Origin of the sequence: Seohaeicola zhoushanensis (genome assembly GCF_014656415.1) — a bacterium.
GTDB lineage: Bacteria > Pseudomonadota > Alphaproteobacteria > Rhodobacterales > Rhodobacteraceae > Seohaeicola_A > Seohaeicola_A zhoushanensis.
The window spans coordinates 1-24,374 of record NZ_BNCJ01000022.1 but is presented as its reverse complement, the minus strand read 5'-3'; the positions used below and the strand labels follow the sequence as shown (position 1 = coordinate 24,374).

At 63.3% G+C, this 24,374-nt stretch carries 30 protein-coding genes; 8 read left to right on the top strand and 22 right to left on the bottom strand.

Going from position 1 to position 24,374, the window contains the following annotated elements; all coding sequences use genetic code 11:
* Position 1 precedes the first annotated feature (1 nt).
* Complete coding sequence (locus IE266_RS22510; RefSeq protein WP_189682387.1) at positions 2 to 1,204, bottom strand: efflux RND transporter periplasmic adaptor subunit; 1,203 nt, start codon at positions 1,202 to 1,204, stop codon at positions 2 to 4.
* A gap of 136 nt (positions 1,205 to 1,340) precedes the next feature.
* Between IE266_RS22510 and IE266_RS22505 the strand changes: the two genes are divergently transcribed.
* Entirely contained in the window at positions 1,341 to 1,940 is a 600-nt protein-coding gene (locus tag IE266_RS22505; protein WP_189682386.1) for a TetR family transcriptional regulator, read from the top strand.
* 59 nt (positions 1,941 to 1,999) lie between these two features.
* Here the strand turns inward: IE266_RS22505 and IE266_RS22500 are convergent, their stop codons facing one another.
* The 20 genes from IE266_RS22500 to IE266_RS22405 all read right to left on the bottom strand — a co-directional run bounded on the left by IE266_RS22500 (position 2,000) and on the right by IE266_RS22405 (position 19,120).
* The gene (locus tag IE266_RS22500) at positions 2,000 to 2,860 is read right to left on the bottom strand and encodes a carbon-nitrogen hydrolase family protein (protein WP_189682385.1); all 861 of its coding nucleotides are present in this window, start codon (positions 2,858 to 2,860) and stop codon (positions 2,000 to 2,002) included.
* Complete coding sequence (locus IE266_RS22495) at positions 2,857 to 3,555, bottom strand: DUF1028 domain-containing protein (protein WP_189682384.1); 699 nt, start codon at positions 3,553 to 3,555, stop codon at positions 2,857 to 2,859. The genes IE266_RS22500 and IE266_RS22495 overlap by 4 nt, the downstream gene beginning before the upstream one ends.
* 3 nt (positions 3,556 to 3,558) lie before the next feature.
* Complete coding sequence (locus IE266_RS22490; protein WP_189682383.1) at positions 3,559 to 4,830, bottom strand: NAD(P)/FAD-dependent oxidoreductase; 1,272 nt, start codon at positions 4,828 to 4,830, stop codon at positions 3,559 to 3,561.
* 27 nt (positions 4,831 to 4,857) lie between these two features.
* Complete coding sequence (locus IE266_RS22485) at positions 4,858 to 5,205, bottom strand: RidA family protein (protein WP_189682382.1); 348 nt, start codon at positions 5,203 to 5,205, stop codon at positions 4,858 to 4,860.
* Between the two features lie 3 nt (positions 5,206 to 5,208).
* Entirely contained in the window at positions 5,209 to 5,715 is a 507-nt protein-coding gene (locus IE266_RS22480; protein ID WP_189682381.1) for a flavin reductase family protein, read from the bottom strand.
* Positions 5,716 to 5,726: 11 nt separating this feature from the next.
* Positions 5,727 to 6,530, bottom strand: coding sequence for an ABC transporter permease (locus IE266_RS22475; protein ID WP_189682380.1), 804 nt, complete (start codon positions 6,528 to 6,530; stop codon positions 5,727 to 5,729).
* Positions 6,530 to 7,390: an ABC transporter permease gene (locus IE266_RS22470; RefSeq protein ID WP_189682379.1), complete on the bottom strand. Its 861-nt coding sequence runs from the start codon at positions 7,388 to 7,390 to the stop codon at positions 6,530 to 6,532. The genes IE266_RS22475 and IE266_RS22470 overlap by 1 nt, the downstream gene beginning before the upstream one ends.
* Complete coding sequence (locus IE266_RS22465; protein ID WP_189682378.1) at positions 7,390 to 8,469, bottom strand: ABC transporter ATP-binding protein; 1,080 nt, start codon at positions 8,467 to 8,469, stop codon at positions 7,390 to 7,392. Before IE266_RS22465 ends, IE266_RS22470 begins: the two co-directional genes overlap by 1 nt.
* 83 nt (positions 8,470 to 8,552) lie before the next feature.
* Entirely contained in the window at positions 8,553 to 9,545 is a 993-nt protein-coding gene (locus IE266_RS22460) for an extracellular solute-binding protein (protein WP_189682377.1), read from the bottom strand.
* Positions 9,545 to 10,231 (bottom strand): GntR family transcriptional regulator, encoded by a 687-nt coding sequence (locus tag IE266_RS22455; protein WP_189682376.1) that lies wholly within the window; start codon positions 10,229 to 10,231, stop codon positions 9,545 to 9,547. The genes IE266_RS22460 and IE266_RS22455 overlap by 1 nt, the downstream gene beginning before the upstream one ends.
* A gap of 5 nt (positions 10,232 to 10,236) precedes the next feature.
* Positions 10,237 to 11,673 carry a 4-hydroxyphenylacetate 3-hydroxylase family protein gene (locus IE266_RS22450; protein WP_189682375.1) on the bottom strand — a complete coding sequence of 479 codons (1,437 nt, stop codon included), beginning with the start codon at positions 11,671 to 11,673 and terminating at the stop codon, positions 10,237 to 10,239.
* Between the two features lie 28 nt (positions 11,674 to 11,701).
* The gene (locus IE266_RS22445) at positions 11,702 to 12,856 is read right to left on the bottom strand and encodes a M20 family metallopeptidase (RefSeq protein ID WP_189682374.1); all 1,155 of its coding nucleotides are present in this window, start codon (positions 12,854 to 12,856) and stop codon (positions 11,702 to 11,704) included.
* A 1,138-nt stretch (positions 12,857 to 13,994) separates the two neighbouring features.
* On the bottom strand, positions 13,995 to 14,876 hold the full coding sequence (locus IE266_RS22440; RefSeq protein WP_189682373.1) for a transglutaminase family protein: 882 nt from the start codon (positions 14,874 to 14,876) through the stop codon (positions 13,995 to 13,997).
* A gap of 221 nt (positions 14,877 to 15,097) precedes the next feature.
* A complete protein-coding gene (locus tag IE266_RS22435) occupies positions 15,098 to 15,406 on the bottom strand; it encodes a hypothetical protein (RefSeq protein WP_189682372.1) in 309 nt (102 codons plus the stop codon).
* Between the two features lie 130 nt (positions 15,407 to 15,536).
* Entirely contained in the window at positions 15,537 to 15,953 is a 417-nt protein-coding gene (locus IE266_RS22430) for a hypothetical protein (protein WP_189682371.1), read from the bottom strand.
* A 118-nt stretch (positions 15,954 to 16,071) separates the two neighbouring features.
* The gene (locus IE266_RS22425) at positions 16,072 to 16,914 is read right to left on the bottom strand and encodes a transglutaminase-like domain-containing protein (protein ID WP_189682422.1); all 843 of its coding nucleotides are present in this window, start codon (positions 16,912 to 16,914) and stop codon (positions 16,072 to 16,074) included.
* 34 nt (positions 16,915 to 16,948) lie between these two features.
* Positions 16,949 to 17,953, bottom strand: coding sequence for a hypothetical protein (locus IE266_RS22420; protein ID WP_189682370.1), 1,005 nt, complete (start codon positions 17,951 to 17,953; stop codon positions 16,949 to 16,951).
* A complete protein-coding gene (locus IE266_RS22415; RefSeq protein ID WP_229864396.1) occupies positions 17,950 to 18,426 on the bottom strand; it encodes a hypothetical protein in 477 nt (158 codons plus the stop codon). The genes IE266_RS22420 and IE266_RS22415 overlap by 4 nt, the downstream gene beginning before the upstream one ends.
* Positions 18,423 to 18,809, bottom strand: coding sequence for a hypothetical protein (locus tag IE266_RS22410; protein WP_189682369.1), 387 nt, complete (start codon positions 18,807 to 18,809; stop codon positions 18,423 to 18,425). Before IE266_RS22410 ends, IE266_RS22415 begins: the two co-directional genes overlap by 4 nt.
* The gene (locus IE266_RS22405) at positions 18,806 to 19,120 is read right to left on the bottom strand and encodes a hypothetical protein (RefSeq protein ID WP_189682368.1); all 315 of its coding nucleotides are present in this window, start codon (positions 19,118 to 19,120) and stop codon (positions 18,806 to 18,808) included. The genes IE266_RS22410 and IE266_RS22405 overlap by 4 nt, the downstream gene beginning before the upstream one ends.
* A 271-nt stretch (positions 19,121 to 19,391) precedes the next feature.
* Between IE266_RS22405 and IE266_RS22400 the strand changes: the two genes are divergently transcribed.
* From IE266_RS22400 to IE266_RS22390, 3 genes are all read left to right on the top strand, one after another.
* Positions 19,392 to 19,817 (top strand): hypothetical protein, encoded by a 426-nt coding sequence (locus IE266_RS22400; protein WP_189682367.1) that lies wholly within the window; start codon positions 19,392 to 19,394, stop codon positions 19,815 to 19,817.
* Complete coding sequence (locus tag IE266_RS22395; protein WP_229864394.1) at positions 19,814 to 20,227, top strand: hypothetical protein; 414 nt, start codon at positions 19,814 to 19,816, stop codon at positions 20,225 to 20,227. Before IE266_RS22400 ends, IE266_RS22395 begins: the two co-directional genes overlap by 4 nt.
* 214 nt (positions 20,228 to 20,441) lie before the next feature.
* Positions 20,442 to 20,630, top strand: coding sequence for a hypothetical protein (locus IE266_RS22390; protein ID WP_189682366.1), 189 nt, complete (start codon positions 20,442 to 20,444; stop codon positions 20,628 to 20,630).
* Between the two features lie 59 nt (positions 20,631 to 20,689).
* On the opposite strand, the gene IE266_RS22385 is transcribed toward IE266_RS22390, so the two are convergent.
* Complete coding sequence (locus tag IE266_RS22385) at positions 20,690 to 21,424, bottom strand: Crp/Fnr family transcriptional regulator (protein ID WP_189682365.1); 735 nt, start codon at positions 21,422 to 21,424, stop codon at positions 20,690 to 20,692.
* A 148-nt stretch (positions 21,425 to 21,572) separates the two neighbouring features.
* On the opposite strand from IE266_RS22385, the gene IE266_RS22380 reads away from it, so the two are divergent.
* From IE266_RS22380 to IE266_RS27210, 4 genes are all read left to right on the top strand, one after another.
* Positions 21,573 to 21,809, top strand: coding sequence for a hypothetical protein (locus IE266_RS22380; RefSeq protein ID WP_189682364.1), 237 nt, complete (start codon positions 21,573 to 21,575; stop codon positions 21,807 to 21,809).
* A 196-nt stretch (positions 21,810 to 22,005) separates the two neighbouring features.
* Positions 22,006 to 22,293, top strand: a complete 288-nt coding sequence (locus IE266_RS22375; protein ID WP_008556373.1) for a co-chaperone GroES — start codon at positions 22,006 to 22,008, stop codon at positions 22,291 to 22,293.
* 44 nt (positions 22,294 to 22,337) lie between these two features.
* Complete coding sequence (gene groL, locus IE266_RS22370) at positions 22,338 to 23,966, top strand: chaperonin GroEL (RefSeq protein ID WP_189682363.1); 1,629 nt, start codon at positions 22,338 to 22,340, stop codon at positions 23,964 to 23,966.
* A gap of 105 nt (positions 23,967 to 24,071) precedes the next feature.
* Positions 24,072 to 24,206 (top strand): hypothetical protein, encoded by a 135-nt coding sequence (locus IE266_RS27210; RefSeq protein ID WP_268249769.1) that lies wholly within the window; start codon positions 24,072 to 24,074, stop codon positions 24,204 to 24,206.
* The last annotated feature ends 168 nt before the right edge of the window (positions 24,207 to 24,374 follow it).

Genomic DNA, 24,374 nt, shown 5'->3' with positions numbered 1-24,374 from the left:
CTCAGTTGCCGGCAGGCTTGGCAATGCGCTTTTCACAGGCATCGGTGGGGAAAAGGTCGGGGTTCGACGGATCGCTCCAGCAGGCCGGGGCCACGGGCGCGCCCGGTCCGATCTTCTGGAAGCCGTCGACAACCAGCATGTCGTCGGCCGCAAGCCCGGTCTGCACGGTGATGCGGTTGCCGCTGATCCGGCCCAGCTTGACCGGGCGCAGTTCGGCCGCGCCCTGGGCGTTGACCACATAGACCTGGGCCGCGCCTGAGGCATCGCGCTGGACCGCCTGGCTGGGGATTGCAATGGCATCGGCCTGGGTTGCCTGCTCGACCGAGACACGCACATACATGCCGGGCAGCAGCAGCCCCTCAGGGTTGGGAAACTCGGCCCGCAGGGTCACCTGGCCGCTGGAGCGTTCCACCGTCGCCTCGGCGAAGAGCAGCTTGCCGGGATGCGGATACTGCGACCCGTCGTCGAGATGCAGCACCACACGCGCCGCGCCGGCGTCGACCTGTTCCAGCTCGCCCGAGGCCAGCGCCTTGCGCAGGCGCAGCAGTTCGGACACGGGCTGCTGCATGTCGGCATAGACCGGGTCGAGCTGCTGGATGGTAGTCAGCACCTCGCCCTGGGCCGAGACCAGCGCGCCCTCGGTCACCAGCGTGCGGCCGATGCGGCCGGATATGGGGGCCTTGATCTCGGAGAAGCCGAGGTTGATCTCGGCGGCGCGCAGCTGGGCCTGCGCCTCGGCCAGCGAGGCCGCGGCCTGCAGCCGCGCGGCGACGGCGGCGTCGTATTCGGCCTCGCTGGTGATGTTGCGCTCTTTCAGCGAGATGTAGCGGCGTTCGGTGGCATTGGCGTCGGCCAGCACTGCCTCGGCGCGGGCGACATTGGCGCGGGCCGCATCGACCGCGATCTCGTAGGTCGCGCGGTCGAGCTTGAACAGCACGTCGCCTTCCTGCACGACGCTGCCTTGCTCGAACTCGCGGCTCTCGATGATGCCGCTGACGCGCGGGCGCACGTCGGCAACGCGGGTCGCGCTGATCCGGCCCGGCAGTTCCGAGGTCACGGGAATGGTCTCGTTACGGAGGATGATCACGCCGACGCCCGAGGGTGGCATCTTCTGGCCGTCCTGCGCCATACCCTGCGAGGCGGCGAATACAAAGGCGAAAAGCGCGGCAACAGCCGCGCTGGACAGGGGGCGAAGGAAAGGCATGTCGGATCCCTTGAAGAGAGGAAGCGAATAGAGATTGATTTCTGGACGTCTGTCCAATATTTTTGAACGCGTGTCCAGATTGAAATGCTGACTCTGTTGCAAATCAAATGACGGACGATCGACTAAAGGAGGTGACGTGGCCTATTTGTCACGCGAAGAGCGCCGCGAGCAGATCAGGAACACGGCAGCGGATATCCTGTCGCGGGAAAGCCTGGCAGCGGCGACGGTCCGGCGGATCGCGCAGGAGACCGGCTGTTCGCTTGGCCAGATCCACCACCATTTCGACTCGGCCGCCGCGCTGCGCGCCGAAGCCGTCGGCCAGGTCTGGGCTCGGCTGGAGACGCTGCTTCTCCCCGTCCTGCGCGACCTGCCGCCGCGCAAGCGGCTGCTGGCTATCCTGGCCTGCTCGCAGGACCAGCTGCCCGCCGAATTCGCCGAGACGCTGGATACCGCCGAGCGCCTGTGGAAGGAGGTCTGGGACATCCGCCAGGAAGAGCCGGTGCGCGCGGCCATCTGCGAGGTCCTGCTGAAGATGCGCGGCGAACTCCGCCTTGCACTCGAAGACGGCATCGCAGCAGGGGCCTTTCCCTCGGGGATCGATATCTGCGACGTGAGTATGCGCCTGATGGCGGCAACACATGGCTATGACCTGCTCGAGGACGCCGGCGTGACCGCCGACGCGCCCTGCGACAAGATCGCCTTCCTCGAAAGGTTGCTCGACCTGGAAGGTCTCTGACCCCCCGGAATGGCAAAAGCCGCCCCTTGGGGCGGCTTCGGCGTGTCATGCAGGCGGGGTTACGCGCTGCGCGCATCCAGTTCGACCGGATCCCAGCCGAAAGCCAGCCGGCGCTGCGAGATGATCGGCATCCGCCGCCGCAGTTCGGCCTGCTCGTCGAGATCGAGCGTGGCGGCCAACAACTCGCTCCCCTGCCCGGCCTGCGCCAGCTTCCGCCCCCAGGGGTCGATGATTGCCGAATTGCCGAAACAGGCTTTCTTCTGGTCGCGGTAGGTGACCGAACCGCCCAGCCCGCAGGCGACCAGGTGGCACTGGGTCTCGACCGCGCGGGCGCGGGTCAGCAGGCTCCAATGCGCCGCGCCGGTTTCAAGCGTGAAGGCCGCCGGGAAGGTTATCACCTGCGCGCCGCGCAGCCGCAGCTCGCGGAACATTTCGGGGAAGCGGATGTCGAAGCAGATTGCAGTGCCGAAGGTCACGCCGTCCAGCTGCCAGGTGACCACCTCGTTGCCGGGCCGGATGTAGTCCGACTCCCGGTAGGCGCCGCTGCCGAGGTCGTCAACATCGAAGAGGTGGATCTTGCGATAGCTCGCAAGCACCTCGCCCTTGCGGTCAAACACGACTGAGACATTCTCGACCCGCTCGTCGCCCTCGATCCGGGCCAGGATTGTGCCGGCCTGCACCACCACGCCGTGACGCGCGGCAAAGGTCTGCGCCATGCGATAGGCGGGCGCCTCTTCCAGCGGGGTCGCCAGTGCGCGGGCGCTGTCGTTGTCGAGGCCGTAATAGCTGAAATACTCGGGCAGGAGCAGGAAGTCGGGCCGCTCGTCGGCCTCCATCGCGCGGGTCATCGCCGCCTCGGCCCGGGGCAGGGTTTCGTCGGGCGAGAGGCCCATCTCGGTCTGGATGACGGCGATCTTCACAGCTGCGCTCCCTCGAAAGCCAGGATATCGGCCGAACAGGTCGCGCGGCCGCCCTTGTCAGGGTCGAACACCCGCTCGACGAAGGTAGCTTGCTGCGGCGCATAGGCGCTCCACAGCGCCGCGAGATCGGCAAGCGGGTCTTCGGACATGTCGACCCGAAGGTCGACCGAGGAGAAGCCCGGATGATCGGCCACCTGCAGCGCGGCGGACTTCAGCGGATAGATCTCGCCCCCCGCGCCCAGCCCGGCCCAGAGCGCGGCGAGAAGGCGTTCCGCCAGCGGGCGCCCCTCGGTGTCCTGCGCCGCCTCGACCATCGCCAGCGGCACCCGGGTGTCGCGCAGGATGTTGCCCACGGCGACGATGCCCTCAGCCTGGGCCTCGGCAAAGAGCGGCTCCTGGTTGAGGCCCTGACGCGCCGCGGTGCGACCGGCGGTATCGACCAGCGCCAGCTCGCGCCATTCGACCCCCGGGGCGCGCAGGGCGAGCACCGACAGAGCCTCGGGCGCGGTGCAGCCCTGCCGCATCAGCGCCAGGCCCTGCTGGCCAAGCCGCGGGTCAGTCCGGTGCTGGGTGATGACGGCGCCGACGCCAGCCTCGACGAAGAGACAGCGTGCGCCCACGGCGATGGAAGACGTCGTGCCGGCAACCCCGAAGTGTCCGGTCTCGGCGCAGCGGATGGCGATGGAAAAGGTCATGTGTCAGATCCTCATCAGCGGACGGCCGGGAGAGAAGGGAGCGAGATCGAGCATCGGCGTCTTGCCGTCGACGACCTGCGAGATCAGCAGGCCGGTTATACCGGCGAGCGTCACCCCCATATGCCCGTGCCCGCAGGCGAACAGGATGCGCGGATCGCGCGCGGAGGGGCCGATAAACGGCTTGCTGTCGGGGCTCGACGGGCGGAAGCCGAGCCACTGGTCCTGCCGCTCGCCCAGGGCCGGAACCATGCGGCGGGCCTTGGCCTCGAGCACGCGCAGCCGCACCTCGCGCGCCGGCTTGTCCAATCCGCCGAGTTCGACGGTGCCGGCGGCGCGGATCTGGTGGTCGAGCGGGGTCAGGAAGAAACCGTCCGAGGGATACATCACCGCGTGGTTCAGCAAGCCGGCGTGCGGCGCGAAGGCGACGTGATAGCCGCGTTCGGTGTTCATGTTGAGCCGCTGGCCCGAGGCCCGCGCGATGCGGCGCGACCAGGCCCCGGCGGCGATCACCGCGCGGTCGGCGGTCACGGCGCGGCCCGAGGTGCGGACGCTCACGCCGTCGGTGGTGCTGTCGACGCCCTTGCAGCGGGCCTGGACGAACTGCCCGCCGCGCCGCTGGATTGCCCGCGCCAGCTCGCGGCAATAGTCCTCGGGGCTATCCAGGATGTAGCAGTCTTCGAAAATCGCGCCGCCCGCGTAATCCTCGGCCAGGTTCGGCTCCATCGCGCGGATCTCGTCCCGCGACAGCAGCCGCGCCCTGATACCCTCGTGGTTGCGGCGGGCCAGCGCCGGGCGGACACCGTCCATTTCGGCCGTGCTGCGGTAGAGGTGGATGCTGCCCTCGCCCCGGCGCGGCTGGACACAGTCGGCCTCGGCCATCAGCGGCGCATGGCCGGATTCGACCAGCCGCATCAGGCCCGAGAGTTCCGAGGTCAGGCGGTCGAATTTCTTCATCCCCGAGGCCAGCACAAAGGCGGTCAGCCAGGGCAGCAGGTCGGGCAGATCGGCCCAGTAGAGCGAGAGCGGGCCCTCGCGGTCGAGCATCATGCCCGGCACGCGCCACAGGATGCCGGGGCTGGCCACCGGGAAGATCCCCGAAGGGGCGATCGTCGCGGCATTGCCGAACGAGGCGGCGCCACGGAACCCGATGCCCGGAAGCGGCGGCGCCGGGTCGATCACGACGACCTGGTGCCCGCTGCGTTGCAGCCAGAGCGCGGTGGAGAGGCCGACGACCCCTCCGCCGATCACGGCCACCTTCAATCCAGTGCGATGCATGTCTTGCAGGACGCTCTCTTCTTGCGGTCAGATTGCCGCGGTCACGATGATTTCGACGTCATAGCCCTCGGCCGCGGGCGGCACGACACCGGCCGCGCGCGACGGCGGGTTCTCGGCGTCGACCCACTCTTCCCAAACCTCGTTCATCGGGGCGAAATGGCTTCGGTCGGCGACCCAGACGGTGGCGCGCAGGATCTTCGACTTGTCGGTTCCGGCGGCGGCCAGCCACTTGTCGACCTTGGCCAGCGCCACGCGGGTCTGCTCCTGGATTGACTCTCCGGGATTGCCGCACATGCCGGCAACATGGGCCACGCCGTCGTGGATCGAGACCATCGAGGTGCGCTTGAGTTTCTCGATCCGGGTCACTTCGGTCATTACTTAACTTCCTGTAGTTGCTTGGTTGGATATCTGGCACAGTCGGCCGGCATAGAAGACCATCGGCTCGACCTCGCGGACGCCGAGCGAGGTGATCTCGCCGATCAGGATCTCGTGGTCGCCCGCCTCGTGGCGCGACCAGACCCGGCACTCCATATGCGCGGCCGCCTCGTCGAGCAGCGGGATTCCGGCGGTGCCGGGGCGCCAGGCGTGGCTGTCGAAAGCGGCGCCCTCGGGCCTGGCGAAACCGTAGCAGGCGCCCGACTGATCGGCTGAAAGCACGTTCACCGCGAAGCGGTCGTTGGCGTTGAAGGCCGCGCGTTTCTGGCTGTCGAGACGGATCGACCAGAGGATCAGCGGCGGGTCCATCGACACTGTGTTGAATGAACTGGCGGTCATGCCCACCGGCGCTCCGTCGGCGTCCAGTGTCGTCATCACGGTGACGCCGGTGGGGAAACTGCCGAAAGCGCGCTTCAGCTCGGCGGCGGGGATGGGGGGCAGGTCCGACATTGCCGCCCCCGTCACAGCCGCAGGCTTTTCTGGAAGCCGATCAGCTTTTCGAGCAGCATCACCAGAACCACCGAGAGCACGATCAGCGCAGTTGCCATCGCGGCCACGGTCGGATCGTCAAAGTCCTTGATGTACTGGTAGGCCGCGACCGGCAGAACGCGGGTCTGGTCGTTCGACAGGAAGACCGCGATCGAGAAGTTGTCGACCGCCTCGACGAAGATGAAGACCGATGCCGCCAGGACGCCCGATTTCAGCTGCGGCACCACCACCACGAAAAACGTGCGCAGGGGCCCGGCGCCAAGGCTGCGCGCGGCTTCCTCCACCCGCGGGTCGATGCCGATCAGGTTGGCCGAGATCGCCCGCACCGCGAAGGGCAGCGCGAAGATCAACATGCCGAGGCAGAGGCCGAACATCCCGATCCGCAGACCGCCCGCCGAATAGAGCGAGAGCAGCGAGACGCCGGTCACAACGCCGGGGATGATCAGCGGCGAGAGGATCACCTGCTGGATCAGCGCCTTGCCCGGAAAGGTGCCGCGCACCAGCGCATAACTGGCCGGCACGCCGATCACCAGGCTCAGCGGGGTGACGATCAGCGCCATCACCAGCGAGTTGCGCGCCGCCTCCATGAACATCGTCGAGGTGTAGAAGTCCTGGTGCCACTTCAGCGTGAACTCGGTAGGCGGCCACTGGAAATAGCGGGTAGGACTGAACGAGTGCAGCACCACGAAGATCACCGGCAAGAGCAGGAAGATCGTCGCGAAGGTGGCCAGAAGGATCACGACCGGACCGAACTTGGCCTCAAGATCACGTCTCATCATCGCTCGTTCAGCCTTTTCACTTGTTTGGACAGGAGGGTCATCAGCCAGATGGCAACGAAGGCGCTGACCAGGAAGACAACCGAGGTCGCCGCCGCATAGGGAATGTCGTAGTCGACGAACATGCGGTCATAGATCTGGTTGGCGATCATCCGAACCTTGCCGCCGCCCAGCAGCATGGGGAACAGGAAGGACGCCAGGGCGATCGAGAAGATCAGCGTCAGGGTCACCATCAGGCCCGGAAGCAGCATCGGCATGGTGACGCGCCAGAAGGTCACGCTGCGCGAGGCGCCAAGGCTGCGGGCGGCCTCCTCGACCGAGGGGTTGAGGTTGCGCACCGCGCCGACCAGCGTGAATACCGCGAAAGGAAGCAGGTAGTGGACGATCGCGATGCCGACGCCGAGCCAGTTGTAGAGCAGCTTGAGCGGCCGTTCGATCATGCCGAGCTCGGTCAGGGCGAGGTTGAACAGCCCCTTGTTGCCCAGCAGGATCAGCCAGGAATAGGCCCGCGTCACGCCACCTGACAAGAAGGTTACGGCGATTGCCAGCATGATGAGGTTGGCGACCCACTGCCGCTTGGCCCGCACGATCACCATGGCCATCGGCACGGCAATCGCGATGGTCAGCACCGACATCACCACCGAGGCATAAAGCGTGGTGAACAGCACCGAGCGGTTCGAGGCCGAGGCCAGCACGCGGGTATAGTTCTCGAAGGTGATGGTCCCGGCGAACCCGCTGCCCATCGGGCCTTTCGCGAAGAGGCTGGAATAGGCGAAATAGCCGTAGGCCGAGACGATGACGATCGCAAGGATCAGCGCCGGCGTCAGCAGGACGGCAAGCCTGTTGCTCTGCCGTTCCATCATGCCTCCAGAACCACGGTGTGGACCGGGTCGAAGACCAGCTTGACGGCGCTGCCCTCGGCAAAGCGCTCGACGCTGCGCATCCGCGAGGCATTGGCTTCGATCATCAGGCCGCCGGATTCCAGATGATAGGCGGTGCGCTCGCCCAGCTCGCGGCCGATCACCACATTCGCCGCCAGTCCGGGGCGCGGGTCATCGGCGGCAACCAGCTCGACATGCGAGGGCCGCACCGAGACCTTGCAGGCGGCGCCGGTGGCCAGCCCGAGCTTGCGGTCCAGCGTGATCGCATGACCGCGCAGCGAGATGGTCGTTCCGGTCGCGCCGCTGTCGAGGACGACCGCGTCGAAGATGTTCGGCACGCCCAGGAAGCGAGCGACAAATTCGGTGCGCGGGCGGTCGTAGAGGCTCAGCGGATTGTCGAGTTGCTCGACGCGGCCCTTGTTCATGACAGCCAGGTGATCGGCGAGATACAGCGCCTCTTCCTGGTCATGGGTCACGAGGACAGTGGTGATCCCCAACTCGCGCTGGAGGTTGCGCAGTTCCATCTGCAGACCTTCCCGCAGATGCCGGTCGAGCGCGCCGAGCGGCTCGTCCAGCAGCAGGAGCTTCGGCTTGATGATCAGCGCGCGGGCCAGGGCCACACGCTGCTGCTGCCCGCCCGAGAGCTGGCTCGGGTAACGGTCGGCCAGGTGCGAGAGCTTGACCATCACCAGCGCGTCGGCGACGGCGGTGGCCTGTTCCGACCGCGAGACGCCGCGCATCTGCAGACCGAAGGCGACATTCTTGGCTACGGTCATATGGGGGAAGAGGGCATAGTTCTGGAACACCATGCCGATATCGCGGAAGTTGGGCTCGATCCCGCTGATGTCGGTGCCATCGACCAGGATGCGCCCCGAGGTCACGTTCGAGAAGCCCGCGATCATCCGCAGGATCGTCGTCTTGCCGCAGCCCGAGGGGCCCAGCAGTGTCAGGATCGAACCGCCGGGGATGTCGAGATTGACATCGGTCACAGCCTGAAACGTGTCGTATGTCTTGTTGAGTTGCTCAAGGCGCAATGAGCTGCTCTGCATCTTTTTCATGTGGGGCTGTCCGGCAAAGTGGTGGCGTACGCGGGCAGCGCTTTGACCGCCCGCGCGGGTCTTATCTCAATGTCAGCGGGGGGTCAGCGCGTCGCGATGGACTCGAAGCGGGCGTTCCAGTCGGCGATCTCTTCGGCGATCTTCTGATCGTCGAACACGATGCCGGCGCCCTCGGCGGGCATGATGTCGGCGAGGCTGGCAGGAACCTTAACACCGGCATGAACCGGGGTCATGTATTCGGCATCCGCCAGGATCTGCTGCTCTTGTTCCGAAACGACAAAGTTGATGAACTTGGCCGCGTTGGCCTGGTTGTCGCCGTTCACCATCATCATCACGTCGAAATACATCGGCGCCGGTTTCGGGGCGATCATCTTGACGTTCAGACCTTCATCCTTGAGCCGGCGGAAGTGTGCCGACTGGCCGATCAGGATGCTGCCTTCGCCCTGCGCCACCGACTGGCGGGCCTGCGAATCGGAGGTGTAGTAGAGCGAGACGTTCGGGTTCAGCTTCTCGAGCGCTTCAAAGCCGGGATCGACGTTGTCGATTGCGCCGCCGTTCAGCTCATTGGCGACCAGCAGGAGCGAGCCCTGGTAGATCGACATGCTCGGCGCGATGATTGAACCGGCGTATTCCGGCTTCCAGAGGTCTTCCCACGAGGTCGGCTCGGCCGGCACGGCATCGACATCATAGATGATGCCCATCGGGTAGTAATACATCGCCACCCAGTCCTCGTTGAACGCGCCGGGCAGCAGGCCCGCGGTGTTCGGAACTTCGGCGGCCGGGATCTTGGTGAAGAGTTCCTGGTCTTTCGAGGCCTTGGCCGCGACCGAGTTGGTGGTGAACCAGACGTCGACGGTGGGGTTGGCGCGCTCGGCCTGCAGCTTGACCAGGCCTTCGCCCGAAGACGACTGCGTCACGACTTCGACCTTGATGCCGGTCTCGGCCTCGAAGCGCTGGGACAGGGGTTCGAGCAGGCTTTTCCAGGTCGATCCCCAGACCTGCACGGTCACATCCTCTGCCAGCGCCATCCCCGGTGCGAGCAGGGTGCATCCCAGTAGTACCGCTTTGAAGTTCATCATACCCTCGTTGGATTGTTGAAGCCTCGCGTGACGTGGAAGCGCATGATCCTCTCTGCTTCGTCCGCGTCCCGCGCCTTGATCGCCGCGACCAGCTTTATGTGGTCTTCTATTGCCTCTCGCGACTGCTCGCGGTTCAGCGCCGCGAGATTCGATTCACTCATGAAGAACCCGGCGTATCCTTCGATTGCGTCGTGCAGCTCGGGCACGCCGCAGGCATCGAAGATCCGACGATGGAAGGCGGTGTTGTTCCGAACGCGTTCGGTAACCGCTTCGATCGGCAGGGCTTTCGCAATCTCGATTGTCCGTTCGAGATAGGCGAAATCCTCTTCGGTCAGGTTCTTGACCGCCAGCCGCGTGGCGTAGCCCTCCAGCGCGATGCGGATGGCCCGGATGCCGTCCAGCCGGGTTTTCGTGTCGGACACGATCACCCCGGTGGAGGTCTTTTCCAGCAGGCGGTCGGACAGAAGGCGCGTAAACGCCTCCCGCAGTGGTGTTCGACTCACACCGAGACTTTTCGACACTTCCACTTCGCGCAGCCGCTGCCCCGGCTCGAGCCGCCCATCGAGGATGAGCGAGCGGAGCAGTTCATAGACCGCATCCGCCGAGCTGACGGGCGCCAGGCGCAAGTCGCCCAGATCCGCAATCGCCGCCGAAGTGAAATTGTCTTTCCCGGTTGAATCCATTGTGCTTATTCCCTGATGCCTGCCATCTTGGCGGCTCGCATCTTAGCACCATCCCGGTCGAAGGTGCTATAAAGCGCCATACTTTGTGCGAAGATCGGGGTCTCGGCGAAGATCTGGTAGCACTGCGCCCGCCCGGCATAGGCCGAGTTGGTCAGATCGCAGGCCAGGTTCATCGCCCGCATCCGGTTTTCGGCACCGGTATTGCCAATCCGGAAGTATTTCTCGACAATCGGACCGATCTCGTTGCTCTCGAGGCTCTTGCGCGAGGGCACCACGATCGGGCTGCCGCCGATCACGTCGCGCAGGTCGTGCACGGCGTGGTGATAGTTGGTCGAGGCATAGACCCGGCCGGCATTCTGGATCGCCTGGTTCGGCATCCAGAGCCCGCTGATCGTGCGCTGCGCCGCCGCTTCGGCCGCCAGGATGAAGGCGTTGAGCGCTTCGCGGTAGACCATGATCTTGGAGATCCGATCCTTGACCTGCGGCACCGTGTCGACGCGCGACTGCTCGGAGACCAGCAGCGCCGCACCAACCAGCGTGTCGGCCTTGGCCAGCGAACGCAGCAGGAAGCCCTGCGCCGCCCAGCGGGTCAGGTCGGCGCGGATCGCGGCGGCGAGGTCCGGCTTGCGCGAGAAGACGACGTCTTCCCACGGAATGAACACGTTCTCGAAGACCAGCAGCGTGTCGATCTCGTCGAATTTCGCGGTCAGCGGACGGTCGAATTCATCGACGTTGCGCGCCAGCGGAGCGCGGCAGATGTGCTTCACCCCCTTGGCGTTCATCGGCACCACGAACGCGACGGCGAAATCGGTGTTCTCGGGGATCCAGGCGCCCACGGTCGGCTTGACGAAGGCGACATGCGCATAGGAGGCGCCGGTCTCGTATTTCGCGCCCGACACGATGATGCCGTCCTCGCGCTCTTCGACCACGCGCAGGTAATGGTCCTTGTCCGGCTGCTGGAACGGCTGCTTCGAGCGGTCGCCCTTCAGGTCGGTGTTGGCCGAGGACATGAACAGGTTGGTGCGCTGCAGCTTGTCGAGCCAGCGTGCCACGTTGGCATGATAGCGCGTGTCGTATTTGTCGAGCAGGTCCTTGCGGTCATGCATCACGAACAGCGGCGTCACCGTCTCGTCGCCGAAGCGGTCCATGGTCGAGGAAACCTCGTTCAGGATCGACATCGTCATGTGACGGCGGTTGACCAGATCCTCGTGGGTTTCCGGCAGCTTGTAGAACCGCGACCGGCGCACACCCGCCTCGTCCACATAGGTCAGTTGGTCCTGGAAGGCCTCTTCGTGCTGCATGTCATACATGCGCGCGGCGGCCTTGATCATGCCGGCAAAGGCGGGGTGCTTGGTCACGTCCTCGACGCGCTCGCCATCCATCCACACTTCGCGCCCGTCACGCAGGCTGTCGATATATTCGGCACCAGTCAGCAGAGTCATGGTCTTGCCCTATACTTAGTCTGTTGTTTTAATTGGAAAGTTCTGCCAGAAGCGCCGCGAAGACCGCGCCGCGTCCGACAAGGCTCTCGACCACGATCGTCTCATCGCGCGAGCAGATGTCGTTGCAGGTCGGCCCCAGCCCGTCGATCGTGGCCACGCCGAGCGCACCACAGAAGCTGGCGTCGGATCCGCCCGAGATATTGGTCAGTTCGACACAGGGCGTGCCGATCTCCTCGGCCGCGGCCGCGACGATGTCGAAGAGTTTCTGCGTGCCCTCGGACTTGGCCCAGGCCGGACGGGTCCATCCGCCCTTGAGGACAACGGGTACCTCGGGCGTGTTGACCGAAGCGATCAGCGCCTCGACCTTCGCCTGCAGGTCCGCGGCCGTTTCCGGGGTGCGGGCGCGCATGTCAACGTGCAGCTTGGCAAAGCCGGGGATCACCTGGCGCGCGCTGCCGCCCTCGAACACGCCGATATTGACGATGGTGCCGGCATCCAGGTCGGTCAGCGCCTCGAGCTGCGGCACGAGGGTCGCCAGCGGCCGGATCGCCGAGGCGCCCTTGCGATAGTTCGCGGCGGCATGGGCAGTCTTGCCCGTCGCTTCGATATAGAACGCCCCGACGGCCCCGCGCGAGGTGAAGTATCCGCCGTTGGGCCGTCCGGGCTCCAGCGTCAGAACCCAGTCCGAAGCCTGCGCGTTCTCTTCGATCCAGGTCCGCGAGAGCGGGCTGCCAAGCTCCTCGTCGCTGACCAGGATGAACTTGATCTCCTTGAAGTCCGCATTGCCCGCGGCAGTGGCAACCGCCAGCGCGTGCAGCGCCAGGACCAGACCGCCACGCATGTCGCCCACTCCCGGTCCCGTGGCGAGCGGCCCGTCGATTTCGAACGGCCAGTTTTCCAGCGTGCCACGGGGCCAGACGGTATCGGCGTGGCCGAGGATCATCACCTTGCCCTTGCCGGTGCCGCGGCGGACAGCGGTCAGGCGCTCACCACGCTCGGGAACGGCCTCGTACAGCGTCTCGAACCCCTGCGCCTCGAGCCGGTCGCCAATCCAATGCGCGGTACGGGTGACGCCTTCGACGTCATAGGAACCGCTCTCGATCGCAACGAGCTCCGCGATGTCTGCCAGGATGAGGTCCAGGCGCGAGCGGAAGGTTTCGTTGAACTTTGCAGCAAGTGGCACAGTGTTCTCCAGTCGTTGTATACAGGAATACTGGAATCCTGGAGCGCAGAGTTCAAGGGGAAAAAGATGTTCTCTGGCATCAAGTTCTAATGCGCTCAAAAAATGCACAGCTTTGATACGTTCTTGCCCATGCGGTACGCTGACGACGTACCGCCCTGCCGCCTCCAATCGTGGAGCGAACCGATATCAGACCGCGTCAACGCGTGCTGCAGCGGCTCAGCATCAGCTATCGGCACACGGAGCCTGATGGCCCCAAGAGCAATGCGCCAAGGTCTTGGCGTATTCGCTCTGATCTGATTTGCTCGGGGCGGGCCCGCCATTGACAAACAGTCCAGTTTGCGACTTCAGGCACAGGAAAAGAAAAAAAGCCGGACACGAGGTCCGGCTTGTTTTTCAGGTTGGTTGCGGGAGGGCGCAACCGCTGTTGCCGAACGGAACTTAGATGCTGTGTCTGAGCATAAGATCCGTCGGCAACCGGCATCTACTCTGAGCGCTAGAACGATTTTCTCAACCAATCCGAGCGCGAGGCCGCGAACAGTGTGGGCGTGATGAATGCGCTGCTCGACAATCCGGATGACGCCGGTACGGATGAAGAGCCTAGTAATCTGCTGAGCTTTCCATGCTGCAAGTGACGTTCCCGCCCTATGCCACTTTCGGCGGCTGTGGTCTGGACCGTCCGGCAGAAACAAGCCAGAGACTCATAACATGAATCATACGCCCGCTTTGCCGCGCCGCCAGGTGTCGCGCGAAGTACCATACTCCCTGGTCTGGAAAACGCCCATGAGCCGCCTGTCGGCAGACTTCGGGCTGTCGGGCAACGGCCTTGCCAATATCTGCGCCCTTTATGCGAGGCCTGGCCGCCGCGGCGCCGCGTACGAATAGCGGACGTCCGCGCCGCCGCGCAGCATCCTCACCACAGCGGATGTCGGCTAAGCGGGACAAAGTGTGAATTCGCTGCGTATGTGCACGTGGCTGCTGTGACACGCTTTGCGGACCTTCAATTTGCGTTGCACACAAACTGCATACCTCCAGGGGTTACGCTGTTTATCCAGCGGAACATCGTGTATCTTCCTCCGTGCCATCAGTTCTGAAGCCCGCTGCCAGCTTCGACAGACAATTCCCCTCTCCACCTCGTCACTCAGGAGCACATGCACATGGCGTCTTCGACGTCCACGCGCACTTCCATCGACAAGACGTCTGTCGGCCTCCCATGGAAACTGCCAGTAACCGGGGCAACCTGCTGGATCCTCCTCGCAACGGCGACGGGAATGAGATTGGTGGATCCGACCGATCTGTTGGTCGGGTCAAACGGGATCCAGCCCGCTCCGGGAACGAAGACCTCGACCCACGCGTGCGTAGAACCGGCGTCCATTGATCCGACCCGATCTCCGGCGGGATTGAACAGGTATCCCGACACGAGCCTAACCCCGAAGCCAAGCGTCCGGGTCGCCTCGGCAAACAGCACGGCGAAGTCCCGGCAGGATCCCCATCCCCTGTCGAGCGTCTCCAGCGGTCCCTGCGTGCCCTCCGTCTCCCGGCTCTGGTAGGAAATCTGGGCCGTGATGCCATTGCCGATGTTTTTCAGCAGCGAAAGCGTGTCCGTTGGCCGTGCCATGACAAAGCTCTCGACCCACCGCGACAGCCGCCCTGTGTCGTCCGCATATTGCGGCACGGCCAGGGCGCCGAGATCGGTCCAATTGTCGGGTGAATACACGAACGGGTACGAGGCCGCGGCAGCGGCAATCGGGAAGACCGGCCAGACCGGGGCGCGCAATTCCACACGCGCGCACGACCGGATCGAAAGCATCGTCGTGTTGGTGTCGAACTGTGCGGTTGCGATCGCGTTGCCGGCAACGTCGTGTGACCAGTCGATGCGGGCCTCGGGACTGATCGCTAGGTCGAAGGACGTCAGGCTTAGATCCCGGGTCTCGCGCGGACGCAGCATCAGCCTGTGCTGTCCGAGAGGGACCTCGGCTCGATAACGATAAGTGGTCGCGTGCGTAATCGTGACGGATGGCATTGGCGCGACCTATGACAACCGGCCGCCAGAGCGACGCCGACCTTGGCCGCCGCCCTCGGAAATTGCAGAGCGCCAGACGGCCGATCCCTTGCAACGAGAACATATTCGCTCGCCGAACCCTTCGCTCCAAAAGGTCGACCTGCATCTCAGGCACGCCTGCGCGGCAGCAACGTCGGCCGTTGCCTTGATTGTCCCGAAATCGGTCTCCGCAGACTTGATCGTCATTTCCGCTCCTCGCGTTTTCTCAATCGCTCCATGTCGCCAAGTGCGCGCTTGATGAGTTTCTGAATGCGTTCATCGCCAGCCTCGGGCGTCATCGCGTAACGGTCGAGAAGGAACCGCCATCTTTTTAGGACTTCGGCCCATGTCCACGCCGGCTCCGCCAGCATCTGATCTTCAAGGCTTTCAAGGTGAGGATGCTGCGGAAGTGCAAGTGGTGGCTGGCCATTCGCAGGGCGCCGTCGCATTTCCGACGCACGCTGTCCGGCAACGGACCTGCGGCCGTCGAGATTGATCGGGTCATCGGTCATTTCGGAATCCCGCCAATCCAACCGCGGACGGCGAACGATCCGCCCGACATGGCAGTCATTCTCCGATGCCCGGGCGCGCGCTTCCGGACCGTCGGCCGGAAACATCCGTAATTATCCCGCGGCGGGGCTCTCACGTCTTGGACGGGTGGTCTTGCTCTGCCTGCCTTCGGTCCGACCGGCGCGAGTAGAGATCGCGGAGGTCCGACTCGGCTACGCCGTCCGCTTGCATGACAAGGCGGATCATCGGATCGGCCAGCATTTCCTCAAGGAAGAAATCCATGAGTGCCTTGCCGGTCAGCTTATCCTTGGCAACCGCATGCTCCAGTTCGGCGAGCGGCACGGTGAGCGTTCGGCTGAGCCCAGGATGTGAGGCGCGCGGATGCAGCTGGACGAGCACGGACGAGGTCCATGTGCCCGGTTCGCTCCAGTCCACAGGTTCCAGCAACTGGGTCTCGATCTCGTATTCGCCCGGCGGAAGGGTCTCGTTGAAGCTCGGAAGCTGGAACGGTTGCAGGAATACGGCAGTCGTCTTGATCGAATTGGTCATCGAGGGTCTCCAGGACAATCGGTGATTTGGGATGCCATGACGGGAACACCGGCAGAGCGGCCGGCCTCGCGAGCCGACGACGAATGAACACTTCCGCCCTGCGATGGGACGTTGCCGTTTAATTGCGAGAAATAGGCGTCGTGTCGGCCGGGTCGTGTCTCGCTTCCCAGGTCCAGACTTCGAATTGCGTCAGAGTGTTCGGCCCGAATGTCTGGGTCAGAGGCACATCGGCGGCGTCCCGGCCGCGGGCAATCAGGATCCGCCCCTTGCGCCGCGCGTTGTTGCGTGGATCGAAGACCCACCAGCGGCCGCCCAGATAGACCTCCATCCATGCCGCGAAGTCACCGGGCGGATAGGGTTCAGGTTCGCCGATGTCGCTCAGATAGCCGGTGCAGTAGCGGGCCGGAATGTTCATGCACCGGCAGAATGCAATCGCTAGATGCGTGAAGTCCCGACAGACACCGTGCCGACCTGCCAGCGTTTGCGACGCCGTGCGCGTCGCGTCGGCCTTCATGTAATCGAACGAGACAGCATTGTGCACGAAGTCGCAGATCGCCTGCACCCTCGCCCAACCCGGCCGTGTGTTCTCGAACAGGCGCCACGCCTCTTCCGACAGAAGATCCGTGTCGCAGTAGCGACTGCCGAGAAGATAGACCAGCGTCTCGAAGGGCAGATCCTGCACGGCCGCTTGCGTAGCGTCGGGCGCGACCGGATCGGGCAGTCCGCCATCCCGGAAAATCCCGTCCGTGGACACCGTGAAGTCGCCGGCCGGCGCCACCATCCGCGTACACCAGTTTCCGAAACCGTCGCGATAGCTTTCGAGCGGTACACTGGGCGAGGTCACAAGATAATCGGCGCGCTCCAGGTCGCCGAAGCGCGAATAGTGCACGTTCAACATGGCAATGAGTGGCGTCGGTTGGGTTAGCCGGTACTTCAGCCGGCATCCGATCCGCATCCGGATGCCGGCGGCGTCGCCGTGGTCTGATCGGGGCGATTTATCGTCCAAGTGCGCATTCTCCTTCAGCAAGTTGAAAGCCGCGATCGCAGCGCCATGTGTTTCCGGATCGATCGAGATGCGCGTTTGCCGGTAGGTCGATCGCGACACAGGCGGTGTCGACGGTCTCAAATCCCCGCTCACAGCGCCATCCCGGGCCGTAGGACGCCGGGTCCAGAAAGGCGTTCGCCGGAAGCGCTACGGGATCGCAGCGGCCATCGATTTCGAAGAAGCCCCTTTCGCAGGCCCATTCGTCACCGTAGTCCGCATTGGTGAGATAGCCGTTCTCGGGGATTGCAATCGGAACGCAGGCGCTAGAACTGGCCGTGAAACCGCGTTCGCAGGTCCATCCGGAGCCTGACGTGTCGTCGGTGAGATAGGCGTTGTCAGGCAGAACGATTGGAACGCAAGTCTCGCGATCTTGCCGGTATCCGCGATCGCACTGCCAGTCATAGCCGGAGGATCGCAGAAACGCATTGTCGGGCACCGGGATCGCTGCGCAGAAGCTGCCTCCTACTTCTTCGTACCCGCGCCGACATGCCCAGCCCGTACCGTAGGACCGACCGGTTGCATAGGCATTTTCCGGAATGTCGATGGCAACACACTCCTCACCGGTCACCCGGTATCCAAGCACGCAGTTCCAACCGCCGCCATAATTTCGTGCCTCCGCATTCTCGGGCATCGGTCCGGTGCCGTCTTGCGCAAGGACCGGAAACGCCAGGGAGGCGATCATGCCGGCCACGACTGCCATCCTGGCGATCAGCCTTGCCAGCGGGTGTTTTGTTGGTTCCTCGGGATGTCTCATCAGCTTTTCCTTTGCGGACCGGAGCCCGTCGGTCGCCGCGCGTGTCTTCGACAGTGCAAGCGTGAGCGTACCTGTGACCCGTCGGGTGGGTGCGAATGGTGGCGAGAAGCCCTTGGAATCTGGTCCCGGCGGCATGCCTTCGTTCTCAGCTACCTCGATCGGGAAGTCCTGCGGGAGTGTTGGGCGGGTGCTATCGGTCATCGTAATGACAGCTTGTGCAGGGCCGCAGCCGCAAGCGCATGTTCCTTCTGGTAGTAGTCGCCGCGAAACTTGCCGTCGACCTGCACCTCCCAGATGCCGTTTCTTTCGCGTACCTCTACCCCATCGCGCTGCGCTGGCCGGTCCTCCATGGAAGACCCCTTTTCCCCTTTTTTTCTGGGCGGCACGAGCTGCTTCTCGGCTATGTCCGGCTCCTTCGATTTCGGTGCGCGCGCTTCTCCGAGGAGCATCACGGCGCGAACGAATTCTTCCGCGTAGTCGTCGGTTTCGCGGTAGTCATGTTCGTGCCGGGCCATACTCATCGGCTCGACGAACCGTGCTCTCAAATGATCGATGAACCGCGGCTCCGTACGGGCCATGTAGGCGATCAAAGCTTGCAGGATTCGTTCGTGGGCGAGCACACGACGTTCGAGGTCGGTGGTCTGGGGGGACGCCATTGGCATGATGTGGTTCATCCTCCATCAACCGCGGTTCCCGCAGGCTCCGGCGACCCATCGACATCGAGGGCTGCCAGGCAAGCTTGCGCAATATCCCGGTTCGGAGCATCGGTTCCGGGAACCGTCGCCCAGCCTGCCGACATGACAGCATCGCGCCGCTGATAGGTCGAGGCGGCCCGGATCGTCTCCATCTTGTCCGCCCGCGCCGGGTCGGAGCGCGCCATGTCGAGGCACACCGGTACCATGGAGGCGACGACATTGTCTCGGGACATCGCCATCGCCCTGTCATTCGCGGTTCCGCCGGTCACCCAGCCACCCCATGTGAATCCGACGACCCCGACGAAGACCGCGCCGATCACTGCGCCATAAATGCCGGGTTTTAGCCATTCGGGAGTGTTCATGTTCCATCCTCCTGCGGGAAAAGCGCCGCATCGCTGTGATCGTTCTTCTTGGCTGCGCCCTGGTCCCGGCTCAGCGCCTGTTTCAGATCACTGTCAGAAATTGCGCGTAACTCGAAGCGTCCTACATGACGGCCTCTGCCGCGCACTGTCAGGTAGGTCGCCGTCCGCCGATAGGCCTCGAAGCTCAGTCCCTGGATCAGCTCTTCTTCGACAAGAACTTCGTAGTCGCCCGCAGGCAATTCGCCCGGATACTCTGGCAAGGTGAACGGGTTCGAAAACGTCACCGTCGATCTGGTCGACCGCATGGTCATCTCTGGTCTCCGCGATGTTGGTAGATCCGTCGCTCACCACTGTTGACGGCCCCTTGGAGTCCGGGACGGACCAGTCGAACGATTTAGTGTCTTGTACCTCGGGATCGTCCGACTTGTGCTGACGCATGTTAGTCTTGGGCACCGAACCGGCTGCGACTCTCCCGGGGCAGTCGCCCGCACTGACCTGTGTAAGTTCGACGAGACCGACCTGGTCGTATCCTTTGGGAAACAGGGGCGATCTGCGTTCCTGCAACCGAGGAATGGAATGACAATGGCTGACCCCAATTTACTCAACCCGCACTCGCACGAGTTTGATCGGTTTCTCTATGCGCCCGTCGGCGAGGATCGAAACGGATATGTCATCACGGTCGTTTCCAAGCTCGCGCGGCTCGGCCTCGATCCATGGAAAGAAACCGCTGACCTGGTCGCGCTGGGGCGCGATGCCGCGCGATTGCGGTTGGGAAAGCTGCTTGCTCGATTTCCGAATGTTCCCACGCTAGAAAGCGATCACCGCAGGGCCGCACGGGACTTGAGCCAACTGCTCCCGGATGGCTCGACGCCGAGTACTCTGAAGCGAGCTACCTCGACGGCGGCCGTTGGTCGCCCGGGTACAAGCGGCGCGATCTGGGCCGCGCTTGCGATCATCTTTGTGCTGTTTCAGATGTTTATAGTTGGCGCGTCGGGGTCTGGCGAATGACCGTTTCAAGCGGGACTGCCGGGACACGCCATCATGCAGCCCGCACCTCCGGGACGCTATCGCAAAGCGAACAGGAGGTTTTGTGGGGCATCGAGGAACACTTCTGGACCAGCGGCGCGGACAGTGCGCGGGCGACGACGGCGACCAACGCCGTCATGGTCTTTCCCTATCCGCCCGGTATCCTCCAGGGAGACCAGATCTGGGTTCATCTTCGACAGAGGACCGGCTGGCGGTCGGTACTTTTGTCCGAACGGCGCGTGATGTGCTGTGGCGACATCGCCATTCTGACCTACTTCGTCTCGGCAGAGAAGGCCGGCGTGCCGATCTACAAGGCCCTCTGCACCTCGACCTATATCAACGACGACGACACCTGGCTGAGGCTTTGCCACCAGCAAACCGCGGTCACGTGAATGCCGAAGCGCCAATCGGTCCGCTGCAGGGGCAAGGGCTAACCTGCATCAGTGCCACATGGTAGCGGCATCGGCTATGTAGGACCTGCCCACTGAATGTTTGGTGGCGCAATTTTCCGATTACCCGAGACGCGTGTGGGCATGCCTACCCTTAACAAGGTGGGCATGTCGGCGCGCGTCTTATTCTCGGAACGTCCAGGAAAGGACAAAGCCAATGACTCCCGAACAGAAAAAGACTGCCGAGAAGATGACGACCGTGAAGGCCGCATGGGACAAGGCGCCCGCCGGCCCGAAGAAAGATGCGGCGCTCAAACACTACCAGGCCGCCGAGAAGGCGAATACGGCGCGGAACGACGCCGAGACGAACAAGGAACTAGATGCGGCGACCCACGCCCTTGCGTGATCTCCAGCGTCTGACCTGATCACCGGGGCCGCCTGCCGAGCAAAGGAGGGCGGCCCTCGCTATTTCAGAAGAGGTCCGGTCTGATCCAGATATGCCGGATCGAAGTCGGCAAGGCTCACCAGCCCGCGATGGTCGTGAAAAGTCACATGACCGTCCCGAAATGTCACCAGTCCGCTCTCGCGCAGTTGCCGCAGGATGCGGTTTACATGGACCGCGCTCAAACCCAGCGTATCGGCGAGATGGTACTGCGTCAGCGGACAGTCGAACCCTTCCTTGCTGCCGATGCCGACCAGTGCAAGCCTCGATCCCAGTTCCAGCAGGAAATGCGCCATGCGGGCTTCCGCGTCACGCCTACCGATGCCGACGAGATGTTCCACCACCATCGCCTCGTCCCTAGACGCCGCCCAAAGTATGGCGGTCGCAAGACGCGGGTTGTGCACGAACGCATCAAGTAGGTCGCTTTTCATTACTTTGGCAGCCTCGATGTCTACAACCGGTTCAAAGCTGTGGTCCGAAGTCCGCAAGAGGACGCTACGCAACCCCAGAAAATCCCCTGGCACCTGGAAATCCACGATCTGCCGAGTCCCGTCAGCCTGCAGCTTGTAGGAACAGACCCAACCCGCGGAAAGGATATACGCGGCCTGAGTCGTCTGACCTTGATGCACCATCTCGCGCCCCGCGACGAAGGATCGGCGACGTTGGTGCAGTCGTTCAAGCACGGCCAGCTCGACATCAGACAGGGCGACGAAGGCCGAGAGTTTGCGGGTCAGGGGGCTGTGTTCTGCGGATTTCATGTGGCCACTCGCTTTGTCTTGACCCAAGAGCGGAAATCGCCCGGACACTGCTCTGGATCAGTCCAGCATAGAACACTTCCTGCGAAAAGTACGGATGCATCTGAGCCTCACCTTTCACCGGTTCACGATGCCAAGGAAGGAAACCCGGATGTCCACGGCGAGCGAACATGCAGGCGAGGCCGCCCTATCGATCTGCGAGGCGCTCCTGCTTGCCTTGAAAGATCGCGCGCTGCTGCCGGAGCACGAGATCCTGGGGGTTCTTCGCGACGCCGCAGCGACGCATGAGAACGCGGTCGGGACCGACCTCGAAACGGAAAGGCACCGAGCCGTCGCAGACTTGATCAACGCGATCATTGCTGGCGGCAACTCTGTTCGGCGCTTGTGACGTCAAGCTTCAACAGTGGGCGGGAGCATTTATGGATATGCACTCATGGAAAGCAAAAAAGATATTCTTTGAGGCGCTATTGTAGAACCCCTGCTCAGCCATCACTTCAATAGCATTGGCACTCCGGTATGGCGAGTGCCAATGCACATCCCAACATCGCCATGCTCCCTTGGATAACCGAAGAAGGAGCAATTACGTGTCGTTCACTCCACTCCACGACCGGGTTCTCGTCCGCCGCATCGAAGGCGACGCGAAGACCTCAGGCGGGCTCATCATCCCCGACACCGCAAAAGAGAAACCACAGGAAGGTGAAATCGTCGCGGTCGGCGCCGGCGCCAAGGATGAGGATGGCGAGCGCATCGCCATGGACGTCAAGGCTGGCGACCGGATCCTTTTCGGAAAATGGTCCGGGACGGAAATCAAACTCGATGGCGAAGATCTCATGATCATGAAGGAGAGCGACATTCTCGGCGTCATGACCTGACCGCGACAGCGACGCCGAAATTTCATTCTCAGGAGCACCCGACCATGCCCGCCAAAGACGTCAAATTCAGTACAGATGCCCGCGACCGTATGCTGAAAGGCATCAACACGCTGGCCAACGCCGTGAAGATCACCCTTGGACCCAAGGGCCGGAACGTCATTCTCGACAAATCCTGGGGGGCTCCGCGCATCACCAAGGACGGCGTGACCGTCGCCAAGGAAATCGAGTTGTCCGACCATTTCGAAAACATGGGCGCGCAGATGGTCAAGGAGGTCGCGCAGCGCACCAATGACGAAGCTGGCGACGGAACCACGACCGCGACCGTACTCGCCCACGCGATTGTCCGGGAGGGCATGAAGTCGGTTGCGGCCGGCATGAACCCGATGGATCTCAAGCGCGGGATCGACAAAGCCGTCGCATCGGTTGTGGCCGAGATCAAGACCATGTCCCGACCCGTCGGCGACAGCGACGAGATCGCGAAGGTCGGCGCCATTTCGGCGAACGGAGAGGTCGCGATCGGCCGTCAGATCGCCGATGCGATGGCCAAGGTCGGCAATGAGGGCGTGATCACCGTCGAGGAAGTCAAGGGACTGGAGACCGAGACCGAAGTGGTTGAGGGCATGCAGTTCGACCGCGGTTATCTGAGCCCCTATTTCATCACGAACGCTCAGAAGATGGTCGTCGAGCTAGATGACTGCGTCATCCTGCTTCACGAAAGGAAACTGACCACCCTCGCATCCATGGTGCCTCTGCTTGAGGCGGTGATGGAGGCCGAAAAGCAACTTCTGATCGTGGCCGAGGATATCGAGGGCGACGCGCTGGCGATGCTGGTTGTCAACAAGCTGCGCGGCGGCTTGAAGGTTGCGGCCGTCAAGGCGCCCGGATTCGGGGATCGCCGCAACGCGATGATGGAAGACATAGCCGTGCTGACAGGCGGTCAGGTGATTTCCGTGGAAATGGGTACTAAGCTGGAAAACGTCACTATGGACATGCTCGGCACGGCGAAGAAAGTCGCAATCACGAAGGATGATACGACGATCATCGACGGTGCCGGCGACAAGGCCGCGATCGCGGCGCGCGTGTCTCAGATCCGCACGCAAATCGAAGACACCACGTCGGATTACGACAAGGAAAAGCTGCAGGAACGTCTTGCGAAACTCGCAGGCGGCGTCGCCGTCATCAAAGTCGGCGGGGCGACCGAAATCGAAGTCAAGGAGCGCAAGGACCGCGTGGATGATGCCTTGAACGCAACCCGCGCCGCCGTCCAGGAAGGTGTCGTGCCCGGTGGCGGCGTGGCCCTGATTCATGCCGGCAGGGTGCTGGCGACGCTGAAGGGTGAGAACACTGATCAGGACGCCGGGATCAAGATCGTCCGCCGCGCGATCCAGGCACCGCTACGCCAGATCGCCGAAAATGCCGGGGTCGATGGTTCTGTCGTTGTCGGGAAGGTAATCGAGAACGACAGCCCGAGCTTTGGATTCGACGCGCAGGCCGAGAAATACGGCGACATGCTGAAGGCCGGTGTCATCGATCCGACGAAGGTCGTCCGGATCGCACTCGAGAACGCCGCGTCCATTGCAGGGCTGTTGATCACGACGGAGGCGATGGTCGCGCAGAAGCCTGGGAAGGCCGGTGCAGGCAGCGAAATGTCCGACATGGGCGGGATGATGTGAACCGCCGCGTCCCGCGGGCTGAAATCCCGGGACACGAAATCACCCGGTTGATGGCAAGAGCACCGATCAACAGAGGAATAGAATCCGCAATCAGGAGAAACCGAAATGTCCAAAGGTGACAAGCAACGCGGCAACCGCGAAGCGAAGAAGCCCAAGAAGGCCAAGGAAAAGGTCGTTGCGACAGCCCACTTCACGAAGGGCAAGGGCCTGACCAATCTGGGCGAGCACAAGAAGAAATAAACGCTTGTGGTGGTCCCACTCGATGAGTTTTGCAGACTTGACGCTGGATTTCCTTACGTCAAATCTTCTTCACCGTGAACGCTATCTCATCTCGGCCCGAGCGATCCGGAGGATGATGTCCCGGGAAGTGGTGTAGCTCCTCATGGGCCTCGCGCTCACTGGCGGGCC

Bases quoted from the DNA above. Each gene is read 5' to 3' on its own strand.
- IE266_RS22470 (WP_189682379.1), bottom strand. From the start codon at position 7,390: ATGGAACGGCAGAGCAACAGGCTTGCCGTCCTGCTGACGCCGGCGCTG.
- IE266_RS22395 (WP_229864394.1), top strand. From the start codon at position 19,814: ATGACCGTTTCAAGCGGGACTGCCGGGACACGCCATCATGCAGCCCGC.
- IE266_RS22390 (WP_189682366.1), top strand. From the start codon at position 20,442: ATGACTCCCGAACAGAAAAAGACTGCCGAGAAGATGACGACCGTGAAG.
- IE266_RS22465 (WP_189682378.1), bottom strand. From the start codon at position 8,469: ATGAAAAAGATGCAGAGCAGCTCATTGCGCCTTGAGCAACTCAACAAG.
- IE266_RS22510 (WP_189682387.1), bottom strand. From the start codon at position 1,204: ATGCCTTTCCTTCGCCCCCTGTCCAGCGCGGCTGTTGCCGCGCTTTTC.
- groL (WP_189682363.1), top strand. From the start codon at position 22,338: ATGCCCGCCAAAGACGTCAAATTCAGTACAGATGCCCGCGACCGTATG.
- IE266_RS22460 (WP_189682377.1), bottom strand. From the start codon at position 9,545: ATGAACTTCAAAGCGGTACTACTGGGATGCACCCTGCTCGCACCGGGG.
- IE266_RS22385 (WP_189682365.1), bottom strand. From the start codon at position 21,424: ATGAAATCCGCAGAACACAGCCCCCTGACCCGCAAACTCTCGGCCTTC.
- IE266_RS22380 (WP_189682364.1), top strand. From the start codon at position 21,573: ATGTCCACGGCGAGCGAACATGCAGGCGAGGCCGCCCTATCGATCTGC.
- IE266_RS22430 (WP_189682371.1), bottom strand. From the start codon at position 15,953: ATGACCAATTCGATCAAGACGACTGCCGTATTCCTGCAACCGTTCCAG.
- IE266_RS22450 (WP_189682375.1), bottom strand. From the start codon at position 11,673: ATGACTCTGCTGACTGGTGCCGAATATATCGACAGCCTGCGTGACGGG.
- IE266_RS22480 (WP_189682381.1), bottom strand. From the start codon at position 5,715: ATGTCGGACCTGCCCCCCATCCCCGCCGCCGAGCTGAAGCGCGCTTTC.
- IE266_RS22490 (WP_189682383.1), bottom strand. From the start codon at position 4,830: ATGCATCGCACTGGATTGAAGGTGGCCGTGATCGGCGGAGGGGTCGTC.
- IE266_RS22475 (WP_189682380.1), bottom strand. From the start codon at position 6,530: ATGAGACGTGATCTTGAGGCCAAGTTCGGTCCGGTCGTGATCCTTCTG.
- IE266_RS22415 (WP_229864396.1), bottom strand. From the start codon at position 18,426: ATGAACCACATCATGCCAATGGCGTCCCCCCAGACCACCGACCTCGAA.
- IE266_RS22400 (WP_189682367.1), top strand. From the start codon at position 19,392: ATGGCTGACCCCAATTTACTCAACCCGCACTCGCACGAGTTTGATCGG.
- IE266_RS22405 (WP_189682368.1), bottom strand. From the start codon at position 19,120: ATGACCATGCGGTCGACCAGATCGACGGTGACGTTTTCGAACCCGTTC.
- IE266_RS22440 (WP_189682373.1), bottom strand. From the start codon at position 14,876: ATGCCATCCGTCACGATTACGCACGCGACCACTTATCGTTATCGAGCC.
- IE266_RS22495 (WP_189682384.1), bottom strand. From the start codon at position 3,555: ATGACCTTTTCCATCGCCATCCGCTGCGCCGAGACCGGACACTTCGGG.
- IE266_RS22410 (WP_189682369.1), bottom strand. From the start codon at position 18,809: ATGAACACTCCCGAATGGCTAAAACCCGGCATTTATGGCGCAGTGATC.
- IE266_RS27210 (WP_268249769.1), top strand. From the start codon at position 24,072: ATGTCCAAAGGTGACAAGCAACGCGGCAACCGCGAAGCGAAGAAGCCC.
- IE266_RS22455 (WP_189682376.1), bottom strand. From the start codon at position 10,231: ATGGATTCAACCGGGAAAGACAATTTCACTTCGGCGGCGATTGCGGAT.
- IE266_RS22485 (WP_189682382.1), bottom strand. From the start codon at position 5,205: ATGACCGAAGTGACCCGGATCGAGAAACTCAAGCGCACCTCGATGGTC.
- IE266_RS22420 (WP_189682370.1), bottom strand. From the start codon at position 17,953: ATGACCGATAGCACCCGCCCAACACTCCCGCAGGACTTCCCGATCGAG.
- IE266_RS22435 (WP_189682372.1), bottom strand. From the start codon at position 15,406: ATGACCGATGACCCGATCAATCTCGACGGCCGCAGGTCCGTTGCCGGA.